We start from the raw sequence: 13836 nt of genomic DNA on the forward strand, positions 1-13836 counted from the left end.
TGTGTAGTGCCCCGGAAAGAATAAACTTACTTATGAATGAATAGTAGTTTATTCCCTAAAAAAATGGTCAGAATCTACTCTATTTTAAACGCTTATTGCGTGATTATTTATTTTACATATAATGGCATTTGCATCATAATATTTTCGGTTAAAATTAGTAAATGTGTTTTTTTTGAATAGCCGTTGGTTTTAATCAACGGATTTAAAAGAACATTCAAGAAGGCTTTAGCCAAAACTTTGTCTGCATTTTTTTTGGCTAAAGCCTATTGTCCCAAACAAACACAACCGTTGGTTAAAACCAACGGCAATTAAAATCCGGATTGATTATTTCTAATTGAAAAAAGAATCCAGAATAAAAAACACCTCATAATTACAATACAAAAACAGGTACTAATACGCTACTCCAAAAAAAAAATCTTTAATACTTTAGATGTTAAATCTATCCGCTAAAAAATACTCTGTTTAAGCCTGTTAAAGTAAGGTCAACTCAAATTATTCAGAGTGTAATTCCGAGCCTAAAAGCGAAATAATGAGAAGGTAATTGGAAGTATCCAAATTAAAATGCAATACCTGCTACTCTTTAAAATAAATCGATGATTCATAAAACTACAAATTATGCTTAATTCTCCCGTACTAGATACTGCCATTGGTTTGGTTTTTATATATCTTTTATACAGTTTATTGGCCACTTCTGTAAATGAAGCCTTTTCTACCCTCTTCGGATTAAGAGCGAGAATGCTAAAAAAAGGTATCGTTGACAGTATGTTATCCAATACCGAGCGCAAGGAATGGTTATGGTTCGAAACACTAAAGTCTTTTTTTGAAACTATACTGGAGCCTTTTAAATTGATTGTGGGTTACAAACCCATTTCGAAAGAAAAACTGGGCGATAAATTTTATGAGCATCCCGTGATCAAAAATTACGGTTATAGCAATAGAAATTCGATTCCTTCCTATATCTCCAAAGAGAATTTTTCAACCATCTTAATTGAGGTTTTAAAAAAATACTATCAAGACCACGAAGCAGCTGTCATTGCTTATGTCAAGGCGAAAAAAGTAAATGTAAATCTTAAAGATGCCCCAAGTATTATAAAAATATACTATCTGGTGGATTATTTACTTAGTCCGGCCGGTCAAGCTCTAATCGCTAATTTTAAAACACAACATACTGATATTGATACCGAAACACTTGAAATACTGCAGCTTTACCTACAGAAAAGTTATCAAAATATCGAGACATTTACCAAGCAAATTGAGGACTGGTACGATGACAGTATGAATAGAATTGCCGGATGGTACAAAAAGCAAGTTCAATTTTGGTTGTTTAGTATCGGATTGGTTATTGCGATTTGCTTTAATGTTGATATTATTGAAATTGCCGGTAAAATAAGTACCGATAAAGATGCCAGAGACAAGTTGGTTGAATTAGCCATAAAAGAAGCCGACGGCTTAAAAGCAGCCGGTTATCAGCAAACCTCAACTGACACCGCAGCAACACCAAAAGCCAAACTTCCCAAAGATCCATTGGTACAATATAAAAGTCAGATTGACACGATAAAAAAACAATTGAATGGACAGATTAAAGAAGCCAATAATCTCTTGGCAATAGGTTGGGGAGATTATGGTTTAAAAAGAGACAGTACGTTGGTCTCAAAGGAATACGCTGGTGAACTCGCAAGCATAACAAAAGAACTTAAAGCTGATGTCACGCTAAAAGTTCCAAAAGACGCTAAAAATTTTTATGCTCAAAAAGCACTACAACGTTTGTATGATGACCATTGGATAAAACTCAAAGCCTACTACGTATTAGAACAATCCACCAATGCAAGAAAACTTTTGGGCTTTCTGCTTCTCGCATTCGGTGTTTGTTTAGGTGCTCCGTTTTGGTTTGATTTATTACAGAAATTTATTAAAATCCGAGGAACAGGTAAAAAAGAAACCAGTGGAAATGGTTCCACAAACCCAACCCCGGAAACTCAACCTGTTCAGGTAACAGTGAACAGCAATATTAACCCTGAAGCAGTAGGATAGCCATGGACCGATATAAAGTAATAGTACCGCGACTTAACGTACGTAAAGCTCCGGTAGCCGATTTTAAAACACAAAATATCATTTCTCAGGTAACACAAGATATGATACTCGAATTAGAACCAGAAACCAATATACCTAATCCTGGTTTAGGAAAATGGTTAAAGGATAGCCTTGGACAATATTATTGGGCAAATGGCTTGGCAAAACTAAGCGCTGCACCTGCCGCTGCTACTCCTCCTACGTCTACACCAGCAGCAGCACCTACACCACCAGCTCCCGCTCCTACATCTCCATCTACCGTAAGTTTAAAGGGGCTTCCGACAAATCTTCCTGCCAACTACCAATTAGGAGTTGATGTTTCGCATCATAATGCTAAACCGGATTGGACTGGATTTGTTAAAGCCGGAGTTCGTTTTTCGTATATAAAACTATCCGAAGGTGTTGGAACTCCGGATGCAAAGGCAAAAGAAAATGCTCAAAATGCAGTAAGTAAAAACATCAAAATTGGTTATTATCATTTCTGTCGTCCTGATACCCGAAATGGAGGAACCGTTGTTTCTGATGCCACTGCAGAAGCCAATGAAGCACTCAATTTGATGAAAGCCTTACCCAAATCCAATTTAGCTTTAGTAATGGATTTGGAAGATCAGGCGAGCTGGGACACTCCTTTAAAACCAGCCGACTATATGCTGTGGATTAAAACCTTTGCTTCCATTATCCAAACAGGTATGAGCGCAGCACCGATAATCTATAGTCGTAAAGAGTATCTGGACAGAAAGCTAGCCAAAACACACACTTTAGGCAATCTGAAACTATGGATCTCTTATTATCCAGCACAACCAAACTGTCTAAAGGTGACAATACCTAATGGATGGACAGATTGGGCGATCTGGCAATATACCGAAAGCGGAGCTATTGGTCAGAATCCTAAGATCGACCTTAATATTTTAAAAGATAATTCGGTATTTATAAATCCTTAAAATTGAAAAAAATAGCGCCTAAATATGCTATGGGTATAAAAAATAATATTTCACTTACTTTTGTAAAACACTTATCTCTTTTATGGTGTTCAAAATCTATTATCAAAGAATTAGTAAACTTGTATCAATTAAATCGTAAGTAATCATGAAACCAATTATTTTTATCCCCGGTATTCAAGCCACCAGTTTAGTCAACAGCAATACTTTTGATTTCAATTATATCTGGAATGCTTATGACACTTTAAGTACTTCTATCGGTACAGCAATCACAGGACCTTATATTAAAGAATACCTGCAATTGAATCCGCTTTACGATCAGAGTATTGAATCCATTGTCGAACGCAATCATATTGCGCGGTTTCCATATGAGAACAGTATACTTAAACTGAAAGCTAAGCTTAATGACAATCCGCTTTATAAAGATACACCCATCTATTTGTTTGGTTACGATTGGCGAATGTCGAATATGGAAAGTGCCAAAAGGCTCAAATTATATGTAGAATACCTTCGCAATAAATTAAAAGGCCAAAACATTGAAGGATTCCGATTTGTCACGCACAGCATGGGAGGATTGGTCTTAACCTGTTATTTGAATCTTTTAAAAGAAGACTATTCCGGTATTGACAAAATCGTAATGAATGCTCCGCCATTTTTAGGTTCCCCTTATGCGATGGTGCATATGGTAAAAGGAGATGGTGGATTACGCAGCATCCTCAACTGGGCCATTGGCAGAAATGAAGACATGCGAAAAGTAATTCGTACCTATCCCGGAGTTTACGAATTACTCCCGGTATACGCAAATGCTATGATTTATAAAGATGATAAACAACCCTTAAATCTTTTCGAAAAAAAATACTGGCAAAACAATATTTATGATGACATTGAAGAACTTTTCGATGCACGATTAGCGCTATTAAAAGAGTTTCATGGACCTACCGGCTCTAAAAACTTATCGGAATTACCACAAGCCGTAAAAGACAAAATGGTGATTGTAGTAGGAGAAAAAGACAATACCTATACACAATTATTGGTTGACAAAAAGAAGTTCACTACCAAAAACCTGGTGGATTTAGATTCTCTAAAAAAAGGAATTGATTCCGGAGACGGCACCGTACCTTTTAAGAGCTCGTCGATATATGCCAAGGACATTACTACATTGGCTGTGAAAAAAGAAAACTTTTTTGATGAAATAAGTAATAATTTAGATTTTCATGGCTTGTTTCTGAAAGACAGCCGTGTACAAAACATTGTAGAACGCTTTCTGAATACCGAAGATATAATCCCCGGTGGAATAAAAAATTGGTGGGAAGTACCCAATCACAGTGTTAGAAAAGTCTAAACTTTGAGAACATAAAAAAACGTTGTATCGGATTTGATCCAATACAACGTTTTTACTTTTATAATACTAACCAGACTTTATTAAACAAAAGAAATGGTTATAGTGTTTTACTTTTTATTTTCCCCAGCTCAAGTAGCAGCTTCCAAATGTAAATCCGGCTCCAAATGCAGTCAGTAATAATCGATCTCCTGTTTTGAAATCATTTTTAAAATCCCATAAGCATAAAGGTATTGTAGCAGCTGTAGTGTTACCATAACGCTCAATATTTACCTTTACTTTTTCCATTGGTACATTTAAATTACTCGCTACAGCATTTATAATACGAATATTGGCCTGATGCGGGATCACCCAATCCACATCTGTCACGTCCAAAAGATTGCGTTCCAGGATTTCATTGCACGTATTGGTCATGCTTTCAATAGCATTCTTAAATACAGTTCTTCCGTCCTGTTTTACGAATTGTTCCCGATTCTCTAATGTACCATCATGAAAAGGTTTAAGAGAACCTCCTCCTGAAACCGACAGAAATTCGCTGCCCGCTCCATTGGTTTTTAATACAAAATCCTTTAATCCATTGTTTTCAGAGGCTTCCAATAGTACGGCACCTGCACCATCTCCAAACAATACACAGGTATTGCGGTCTGTATAATCGATAATCCTGCTCATGGTATCTACACCCACAACGATTACTTTTTTATGTCTCCCTGATTCTATTAATGCCGCAGCAGTTGATAAAGCATACAAGAAACCACTACACGCTCCGTTAAGGTCAAATCCCCAAGCATTTGTAAGTCCAGCTTTCTGACATACTACAGGTGCTGTAGGAGCCAGTAATTGATCCGGTGTTGCTGTTGCCAGTACCAAACAATCGATTTCTTCGGGATTAGTATCAGAATTTTCTAAAAGGTCTTTTATGGCCTCTGCAGCCATGTCTGAAGTTGCTTTTTCGGGATCAGTCAGTATACGTCTCTCTTGTATTCCTGTTCTTGATAAAATCCAGTCGTTTGAAGTATCGACCATTTTTTCAAGTTGATAATTATCCAGTACAGTGCTAGGAACATAGCCACCTACAGCCGTAATAGCTGCTAAATTATTTCTTGTCATTGCTAACGATTATTGAATTTTTTGTTGTAGAAATCTACAAATATAAAATTGCTCCTACCGTTTTTCTTGCGATTTTCAGAATTCATACATCCATTTCAGATAGGACAAAAACTTAATTTCAATATTGCCTTAAAAAAATAAAATAACTAATCTTTTCAAAAACTAGTTATTTATCCAAAAAAGCCAAATGCATTTTGCAAAGCCACCGGGAGAGCAACGCGTCCAAATTTACCAAAAAAAGTTGGTTTAGCCATCATTTTCATGACGCAATCCTCTAAAAAGAAATAGGCCGAATGTAAGACATTCAGCCTAATTCACTTACTATTGCTGGCATTCATCAAAAAACATAAAAAAAGTGTACCTCCTTTAAAATAACTAATATTTCATAAGACTTATACCGTTAAAAAAAAATAAAATTTAGTTGGTTTCAATCGTAAGGGAACTAACACAAAATTAAAATTCCCAAAACGCACCCACTAAGTCAACTAAAAATCCCTGTTTTTAGCTTAAATTAAAGGCTATTATTAGTTCGAAACCTGACTAATCCGAACAACATTTACCGGATCACTTAACAACTCGTCGGTCCTTTTTGCAAAGTTTTGAAAATGATCTGTTTGGATATGTGCCTCAAATGCTTCTGCATTTTTAAATTCTTCATTCATATAAAATGCCCCCGAACTCTTGTGATCTTCATAAAGTACATACTCCAGACATCCTTCTTCATTTCTGGTAGGTTCAATTAAAGCCAGTAAAGCTTCTTTCAACAATTGATTTTTACCCGATTTCGCTTTCAAAAATGCGATCGCCTTAAATGTATTTTCCATACTCTTTATTATTTATTCATTAATTATTTTTAACACTATAACTAAATCAACAAACTTTACCGATAACTCATAAAAACGGATAATCCGTATACCCTCTGGCGCCCCCTCCTCCAAACAAAGTATGATTGTCTGAAATCACATTAAGAGGTGCATTCGTTAATACGCGTTGTGGATAATCGGGATTCGTCAGAAACTTTCGACCAAATCCGATTAAATCTACCAAATCTTCAATTAGTAAAACCTCTCCCTCTTCAGGACTTTTGTTTCCCGTTGCGATTATGGTGTTTTTAAAATTGGCTCTTAACGCCTTTCTAAAATCATTGGGTATAACTGGTGCATCATCCCAATCTGCTTCACAAAGATGTATGTAGGCAATGTCTAATTTGTTTAATTCTTTAGCAGCCAGCATAATGGTTTCTAATATTTCCGGATCATTCATGTCTTTAAAACTAATAAAAGGAGAAAGTCTCACACCGGTTTTTTCCTTACCAATTGCTGCTACTATCGCCGCAGTTATTTCCAATAAAATACGGATTCTGTTTTCTTGCGATCCTCCATAAGCATCCGTTCTTTTGTTGCTGTTGCTTCTTAAAAACTGATCGATCAAATAACCGTTTGCACCGTGTATTTCAACACCGTCAAATCCGGCCAAAATAGCATTTTTTGCACCCTCTACAAATTCTTCTATAACACGATCAATATCGTTCTGAGACATCTCCTTTGGTTCTTCAACAGGAACAAAAGTGGCGTCACCGTTTGGAGCTCCATCAAAAATATAGACATTGGTATCTTTCGCAATTACTCCTGACGGTCCGATCGGTTGTAAACCGTTTACTTTTGAACTCGATACTCGCCCAACATGCCACAACTGCAAAAATATTGTGCCTCCTTTTTCATGCACGGCATCGGTCGTTAGTTTCCAGCCATCGATTTGCTCCTTAGTATAAATACCGGGTGTTTTGGCATACCCCTTTCCTTGTAATGAAATCTGTGTAGCCTCGGTAATAATTAATCCTGCCGAGCTTCGTTGTTTATAATATTCGGCCATTAATGCATTGGGAATATCGCCGGGTTGTGTCGTTCTTGAACGGGTCATGGGGGCCATGAGAAAACGATTTTTAGTCTGTATTTTATCCCCTTTATAAGTTTGGAATAGTTTCATTTCTTTCATTTAATATTTTTTTAAAATTTCTATTTATTTTATCCTAAAAGGGCTGTCCCTCCAAGCAGTCTGTCTATAAGCCCATAACAACAGATCAAACCAATCATACAATAGCCAATCGCTACTAAAATCAAACATCCGAAAATGGAAGTCCAGTAGATTAAACCAATATTCAGATCTCTGTTTAGCGTATAAACGATTGTGATTTTTCGTTTAAGAATACTCCAAAACCAAACTAACAGCATCGATATCCCTATAAAAACCAAACTGATAACCACAAATCTAAATTCATAACGCCCTAAAATAAGGTCAATTACAAACACCAAACACAGTAGTAGTGAACAAATCAGAGCGAGTCCACTTGTTATTCTAAATATTTTCAACATCTAATTCCTTTAAAAATTCAACAGTCATAAAAATTAATTCTGTGCTTCCGGTATTCTCTAAATTATGGGTGAAAAAATTAGCATCACTCAAATCCGAAAAATACTTTACGTCATTTACTTCATATTGTGTTTCCAGAACAGAACCGTCATTGTAATACGAAATTGATTTGCCTGCTGACAATGCCGTCCAGAAATAGCGTTTAGAATGCGTATGAAATGGCATGCTTTCGCCTGGCGGTAGATGTATGGTCCAAATCTTAAATTCATTATTCTCTAAAACCAACTGTTCTCCAACCTTAAAATTGTCTGTAGCATTTTCCAGTTCCGAAATTTTCTCTGCTGTCCAAAAACTCCAATTCTCCGGCGGATTAATTAATGTAGCTATCATATTCTTCAAAAAAATTAGTTTTACAAATACTTCAATATTGGTTTCTTTTAATATTCAATAACAATTTTCCCAATCGTTTTTCCACTTTCGAGCAACTTATGAGCCTCCTTTAAATTCTCGGCCGTTAATCCTTTTAACGTTGTAGTTAATGTAGATAGTACTACACCTTCGTCTAATAAATCAGCAATACGATTCAGAATATGATGTTGCTCAATCTTATCTGCAGTTTGAAACATGGATCTTGTATACATCAATTCCCAACTAAAACTCACACTCTTGTTTTTCAGCTTATTTAGCGCAACCGGTTCACTCGATCCCGTAATAGAAGCAATGTGCCCTTGCGGTTTTATAAGTTCAGCCATTACATCCCAATACATATTTGTATCTACGAAATCCAGAATAAAATCAACATTCTCAAAACCCGCCTCACGTACCTCTTTCACTAAATCAAAATGATTCACTACAACATCAGCGCCCATTTTTTTACACCAATTAATAGTCTCCGGTCGTGAAGCAGTTGCAATTACTTTAAGGCCTGCTATTTTTTTGGCCAACTGAATCGCAACAGACCCGACACCACCGGCACCGCCAATGATTAAAACACTTTTGCCTTTATCTTTTTCGGGACTAATCCGAATGCGATCAAAAAGAATTTCCCAGGCAGTAAGAGATGTTAACGGCATTGCGGCAGCCTCCGAAATAGTGGTTGTTTTTGGAGCAAATCCAACAATGTTTTCATCTACCAATTGATACTCCGCATTAGAACCTGATCGCGTAATATCTCCTGCATAAAAAACAGTATCTCCCACTTTAAAGAGGGAAACCTTTTCTCCTATGGCTTCTACAATACCAACGGCATCCCATCCAATCACTTTAGGATCCGCCAAAACAGTATCTTTTGCTGCACTTTGTCGAATCTTAAAATCCACCGGATTTACCGAGATTGCCTGTATTTTAACCAAAAGATCCGTTCCCTTCGCTTCCGGTATTTGACTTTCAAATTCAATAAAACTTTCCTCATGATCTACCGGGAAAGACGTTCTAAATCCTATTGCTTTCATATTTTTACTACTTTAAAATTAATGTTATAAATAAAATGCTTTACTAAACCGATTCGTTAAAGACTCCTTCTAAGAGAACTCCCGTCGGTGTTCTGAAAAAAATGCGTCTCTCGTTTAGCTCCTCAATATCCATTAAGGAATAAGGAATTTTTAGTCTTTCTAGTTTTTTCTTAAATGCTGTATAGTTTTCTAATTTAAAACCAACATGATCAATTGTCTCTGATGCATGATCCAAATGATTTCCAAAACTTTTTATCACATGTATAATGGGATCATTTCCATCAAACAACCAAAATCCGGGTATGTGCTGTATCATTTTCGGACGCTCTTTTTCAACAAGATCAAAAACACCAATTAAAAATAATTTAGTGGCTTCCAAATCACCCGTTCTTATCGTTACATGGTCGAGTTGCATACTACTCTAATTAATTGTTGTATTTTTCCTCCGAATTATCAATGGGAGTATTCGGATCGTTTTGTACCAATCTGGCAATAGCATCCTTACGCATGTAAACAACACCTGTTTTAGTTCTGGTATACTTTATAAATTGCTCCATTGCATTGACAACTGCCGGTGATCCTCCTATGCGATCATGAAAACTAATCGACATCATTCTTCGTTTTGTTGTGCCTTCTTTATAAAGTTGATCAAATTCTAATTTTAACTGATTTAAAAACTGATCCGGACTCCAATGTTTGCCTTCAATATTTACGATATCATTGTTACGAAGCGTATACGGAATCACTACAAATTTTTTCCCGTTCACCATTGTGATAAAAGGTTCGTCACGGCTCAAATCATCAATATGGTATAAAAAACCTAACTCCTGAAGTACTTTTAATGTATTTGGACCTCTTCTTAACCAGTTACTGTTGTACCCCACTCCTCTTTTTCCTGTAATGGCTTCTACGGTATCAATTCCGTCTTTTACAAACTTTAATTCCTCTTCGTAGTTCTTATTCCATTGATTGTCCCACGTCATGCCGTGTGCTGCTATTTCATGACCCTGATCAGCAATTGCTTTTGCTACCTCCGGATATTTTACGGCAGCTTGTCCAACTACATGTGAGGTGACCTTAATATCGTATTTTTTCCATAAATCAAGCATGCGATACACTCCTTCTTTCGCTCCATATCGGAACCAACTGTCTGCTGCTAAATCAGGTTGTCCTTTTGGCAATGGATTGCCCGAAAATGGACTCTCTGCGCCTTCCGGTTGTCCTCCGGTTTCAAATTGCATGGATACGGATACCACCAACTGAGCACCATTAGGCCAATGACTTTTTGATAACACTGTTGAATCCTTAGCCCCCTTACAAGATACCAATAACATCATTAGTATCAACAAGCTAACTATTGCTGTATATTTTTTCATTTTTAATTTGTTTTAATTAATAGATCAAAATTACAAAGTCTCTTGGTGGTATTCAGGTATAAATCTATTGTTGTTTTGTAAAAATCAATTCTATTATGAAGTGGTTTTCTTTAAGGCTTTTTGAATCCTTTTAGAAAGTAATGTTATTGATTTGGGTACTGGTTTTGAGTTTCAAGTTTCAGGTTTCAGGTTGCTGCCTACTGGTTTCAGATTACTGCTTATTGGTTTCAGGATATTACTTACTGTTTTTGGGGTCATCACAATTCTGTCATTTCGAAGAGTGAGAAATCACACAAGCTGATCCGTTTCTATCTTCCGCAATTTTGTCATACTGAGGAACGAAGTATCTTCACAAGTAATTCCGTAAAGTGAAGTTCAGCAGTATGGATTCAGCAAACATAGATCCTTCGTTCCTCAGGATGACAAACTGTGCGGAGTTTCTTGTGTGATTTCTCATTCTTCGAAATGAACAAACTACATCGTATGTTTTACCCTTTTCGAGTTTCAGTATTCAGGTTTCAAGTTTCAGACTATTACTCACTGTTTTTGCGGTCATCACAATTCTGTCATTTCGAGCGAAGTCAAGAAATCACACAAGCTGATCCGTTTCTATTATCCACAATTTTGTCGTACTGAGGAACGAAGTATCTTCACAAATAATTCTGTAAAATGAAGTTCAGCGGTATGGATTCAGCAAACGTAGATCCTTCGTTCCTCAGGATGACAAACTGTATGGGGTTTCTGGTTTCAGGGTATTACTTATTGTTTTTGAGGTCATCACATTTCTGTCATTTCGAGCGAAGTGAGAAATCACACAAGCTGCTCCGTTTCTATCTTCCGCAATTTTGTCATACTGAGGAACGAAGTATCTTCACAAGTAATTCTGTAAAATGAAGTTCAGCGGTATGGATTCAGCAAACGTAGATCCTTCGTTCCTCAGGATGACAAACTGTATGGAGTTTCTTGCTTGATTACGCCTCTTCAGGATGACAAACTGTGTGGAGTTTCTTGCTTGATTACGCCTCCTCATGATGACAAACTGTACGGAGTTTCTTGTGTGATTTCTCATTCTTCGAAATGACAAACTACACCGTATGTTTTACCCTTTTCGAGTTTCAGGATTCAGGTTTCAAGTTTCGGACTATTGCTTACTGTTTTTGGGGTCACCACAATTCTGTCATTTCGAGCTAAGTCGAGAAATCACACACGCTGATCCGTTTCTATTATCCACAATTTTGTCATACTGAGGAACGAAGTATCTTCACAAGTAATTCCGTAAAGTAAAGCTCAGCGGTATGGATTCAGCAAACGTAGATCCTTCGTTCCTCAGGATGATAAACTGTATGGAGTTTCTTGTGTGATTTCTCGTCCTCAGGATGACAAACTGTACGGAGTTTCTTGTGTGATTTCTCATTCTTCGAAATGACAAACTACAACGTATGTTTTACCCTTTTCGAGTTTCAGGATTCAGGTTTCAAGTTTCAGTGTATTACTTACTGTTTTTGGGGTCATCACAATTTTGTCATATTGAGGAACGAAGTATCTTCACAAGTAATTCCGTAAAGTGAAGTTCAGCGGTATGGATTCAGCAAACGTAGATCCTTCGTTCCTCAGGATGACAAACTGTATGGAGTTTCTTGCTTGATTACACCTCCTCAGCATGACAAACTGTGCGGAGTTTCTTGTGTGATTTCTCATTCTTCGAAATGACAAACTACGCCGTATGTTTTATAGGATTCGGGTTTCAAGTTTCAAGTTTCGGACTATTACTTACTGTTTTTGGTATCATCACAATTCTGTCATTTCGAGCGAAGTCGAGAAATCACACACGCTGATCCGTTTCTATTATCCACAATTTTGTCATACTGAGGAACGAAGTATCTTCACAAGTAATTCCGTAAAGTGAAGTTCAGCGGTATGGATTCAGCAAACGTAGATCCTTCGTTCCTCAGGATGACAAACTGTGTGGAGTTTCTTGCTTGATTTCGCCTCCTCAGGATGACAAACTGTGCGGAGTTTCTTGTGTGATTTCTCGTCTGCAGGATGACTAACTGTGTGGAGTTTCTGGTGTGATTTCTCGACTTCGCTCGAAATGACAAAATATTGTGGGGAACTATCTAGAGCACTTTTTTAACTTTTTTCTTTTAAGAAGACGATCCTGAGTTTTTATAGGCAATTCCGGGGCTTATACCTCTGTACTTTTTATATATTTTATTGAAGTGGCTGGCATCTGTAAAGCCTAATTTAGAGGCTATTTCATTGATGTTAAGACGACTGTTTTTTAGCAATTGATCTGCCAACTTGAGTTTCGTTTGTATAATATGTTGCTGAATTGAAACGCCGCTATGTTTCTTTACATAAATACTGATATAGTTTGAAGACATTGCAAAATTAGAGGCTATATTTTCGATACGCATTTTTTCTATATCGAGTGCATACAATCTCATATACCCCAAAATTTGATTTACTCTGTCCAATTCTATATTCTCGGGACATTGTTCCCCATATTGTGATGTTGCATGACTTCTTGCCACTATCATCAGTATCGCCCCAAAAAGTTCTACTACCACTTCACGACTGTAGGTACACGTTTTTGTGAATTCAACTAACAAAATCTGGAGTAAGTAACCCAAATGTTTTTTGTCCTGAACTTCATTTACCAAACTGCCGGAAACAGCTGATACATTTTGCAGCAACGTTTTAATAACTTCCATCCACTTTGCTGTTTTTCCGCCTTCTAATTTTTCAACAAAAAGTTGCTCTGTAAATTTTACAAATATAAAATGTGTCTGTTCCGTGATCGTGAAATAATGTCCATCTTCGGGTCGAAGCAAAAAAACATCTCCTTCTTTAAAACTAAAAGATACCTCATTGACTATATGATAACCACTTCCTTTTTCAACAAAAATCAATTCATAAAAATTATGTTTATGAGTAGGAAATTCCCATCGATCTAATTCAAGTCGGAACACATTTAAAGAATAATAACTGTTAAAACGCTTCATATGGATACAATAATTATTTACAAAAGTAGAATGAATTTTTACAACAACTTCCTTGTCTTAGCAAAAATCTTTATTCGATATACTTCTTTGGCCTATAGCTATTTATAATTCCAGCCGATAAAATTATTCAAATTGCAGCAAATCATTAGATTTTTTTACTCCAAATCCCTTTATCATTGC

12 protein-coding genes are annotated in these 13836 nt (G+C 36.5%); 3 read left to right on the forward strand and 9 right to left on the reverse strand.

All coding sequences use genetic code 11. The features are described 5' to 3' along the window. Positions 1-615 precede the first annotated feature (615 nt). From LNP23_RS17720 to LNP23_RS17730, 3 genes are all read left to right on the forward strand, one after another. Entirely contained in the window at positions 616-2031 is a 1416-nt protein-coding gene (locus tag LNP23_RS17720) for a hypothetical protein (protein WP_230002225.1), read from the forward strand. Between the two features lie 2 nt (positions 2032-2033). Next, positions 2034-3011 carry a glycoside hydrolase family 25 protein gene (locus LNP23_RS17725; protein WP_230002226.1) on the forward strand — a complete coding sequence of 326 codons (978 nt, stop codon included), beginning with the start codon at positions 2034-2036 and terminating at the stop codon, positions 3009-3011. Between the two features lie 145 nt (positions 3012-3156). After that, positions 3157-4350, forward strand: a complete 1194-nt coding sequence (locus LNP23_RS17730; RefSeq protein ID WP_230002227.1) for a lipase/acyltransferase domain-containing protein — start codon at positions 3157-3159, stop codon at positions 4348-4350. Positions 4351-4464: 114 nt separating this feature from the next. On the opposite strand, the gene LNP23_RS17735 is transcribed toward LNP23_RS17730, so the two are convergent. From LNP23_RS17735 to LNP23_RS17775, 9 genes are all read right to left on the reverse strand, one after another. Continuing rightward, positions 4465-5454: a beta-ketoacyl-ACP synthase III gene (locus tag LNP23_RS17735; protein WP_047778867.1), complete on the reverse strand. Its 990-nt coding sequence runs from the start codon at positions 5452-5454 to the stop codon at positions 4465-4467. 524 nt (positions 5455-5978) lie between these two features. Further along, on the reverse strand, positions 5979-6278 hold the full coding sequence (locus tag LNP23_RS17740; RefSeq protein ID WP_047778868.1) for a putative quinol monooxygenase: 300 nt from the start codon (positions 6276-6278) through the stop codon (positions 5979-5981). A 67-nt stretch (positions 6279-6345) separates the two neighbouring features. Next, on the reverse strand, positions 6346-7449 hold the full coding sequence (locus tag LNP23_RS17745) for an alkene reductase (protein WP_230002228.1): 1104 nt from the start codon (positions 7447-7449) through the stop codon (positions 6346-6348). A gap of 29 nt (positions 7450-7478) precedes the next feature. Further along, complete coding sequence (locus LNP23_RS17750) at positions 7479-7826, reverse strand: hypothetical protein (protein WP_230002229.1); 348 nt, start codon at positions 7824-7826, stop codon at positions 7479-7481. Next, complete coding sequence (locus LNP23_RS17755; RefSeq protein ID WP_230002230.1) at positions 7810-8223, reverse strand: cupin domain-containing protein; 414 nt, start codon at positions 8221-8223, stop codon at positions 7810-7812. Before LNP23_RS17755 ends, LNP23_RS17750 begins: the two co-directional genes overlap by 17 nt. A 38-nt stretch (positions 8224-8261) precedes the next feature. Then, on the reverse strand, positions 8262-9275 hold the full coding sequence (locus LNP23_RS17760) for a zinc-binding alcohol dehydrogenase family protein (RefSeq protein WP_230002231.1): 1014 nt from the start codon (positions 9273-9275) through the stop codon (positions 8262-8264). 43 nt (positions 9276-9318) lie between these two features. Further along, positions 9319-9690, reverse strand: a complete 372-nt coding sequence (locus LNP23_RS17765) for a VOC family protein (RefSeq protein WP_230002232.1) — start codon at positions 9688-9690, stop codon at positions 9319-9321. Positions 9691-9700: 10 nt separating this feature from the next. Beyond that, positions 9701-10651: a polysaccharide deacetylase family protein gene (locus LNP23_RS17770; RefSeq protein WP_230002233.1), complete on the reverse strand. Its 951-nt coding sequence runs from the start codon at positions 10649-10651 to the stop codon at positions 9701-9703. A 2144-nt stretch (positions 10652-12795) separates the two neighbouring features. Continuing rightward, the gene (locus tag LNP23_RS17775; protein ID WP_230002234.1) at positions 12796-13656 is read right to left on the reverse strand and encodes a helix-turn-helix domain-containing protein; all 861 of its coding nucleotides are present in this window, start codon (positions 13654-13656) and stop codon (positions 12796-12798) included. Positions 13657-13836 lie beyond the last annotated feature (180 nt).

Source organism: Flavobacterium cupriresistens, assembly GCF_020911925.1.
GTDB classification, from domain to species: Bacteria; Bacteroidota; Bacteroidia; order Flavobacteriales; family Flavobacteriaceae; genus Flavobacterium; species Flavobacterium cupriresistens.

Excerpts from the sequence above, each read along its gene's own strand:
- LNP23_RS17730 (WP_230002227.1), top strand. The coding sequence starts at position 3,157 with ATGAAACCAATTATTTTTATCCCCGGTATTCAAGCCACCAGTTTAGTC.
- LNP23_RS17725 (WP_230002226.1), top strand. The coding sequence starts at position 2,034 with ATGGACCGATATAAAGTAATAGTACCGCGACTTAACGTACGTAAAGCT.
- LNP23_RS17775 (WP_230002234.1), bottom strand. The coding sequence starts at position 13,656 with ATGAAGCGTTTTAACAGTTATTATTCTTTAAATGTGTTCCGACTTGAA.
- LNP23_RS17765 (WP_230002232.1), bottom strand. The coding sequence starts at position 9,690 with ATGCAACTCGACCATGTAACGATAAGAACGGGTGATTTGGAAGCCACT.
- LNP23_RS17720 (WP_230002225.1), top strand. The coding sequence starts at position 616 with ATGCTTAATTCTCCCGTACTAGATACTGCCATTGGTTTGGTTTTTATA.
- LNP23_RS17735 (WP_047778867.1), bottom strand. The coding sequence starts at position 5,454 with ATGACAAGAAATAATTTAGCAGCTATTACGGCTGTAGGTGGCTATGTT.
- LNP23_RS17770 (WP_230002233.1), bottom strand. The coding sequence starts at position 10,651 with ATGAAAAAATATACAGCAATAGTTAGCTTGTTGATACTAATGATGTTA.
- LNP23_RS17760 (WP_230002231.1), bottom strand. The coding sequence starts at position 9,275 with ATGAAAGCAATAGGATTTAGAACGTCTTTCCCGGTAGATCATGAGGAA.
- LNP23_RS17745 (WP_230002228.1), bottom strand. The coding sequence starts at position 7,449 with ATGAAAGAAATGAAACTATTCCAAACTTATAAAGGGGATAAAATACAG.
- LNP23_RS17740 (WP_047778868.1), bottom strand. The coding sequence starts at position 6,278 with ATGGAAAATACATTTAAGGCGATCGCATTTTTGAAAGCGAAATCGGGT.
- LNP23_RS17750 (WP_230002229.1), bottom strand. The coding sequence starts at position 7,826 with ATGTTGAAAATATTTAGAATAACAAGTGGACTCGCTCTGATTTGTTCA.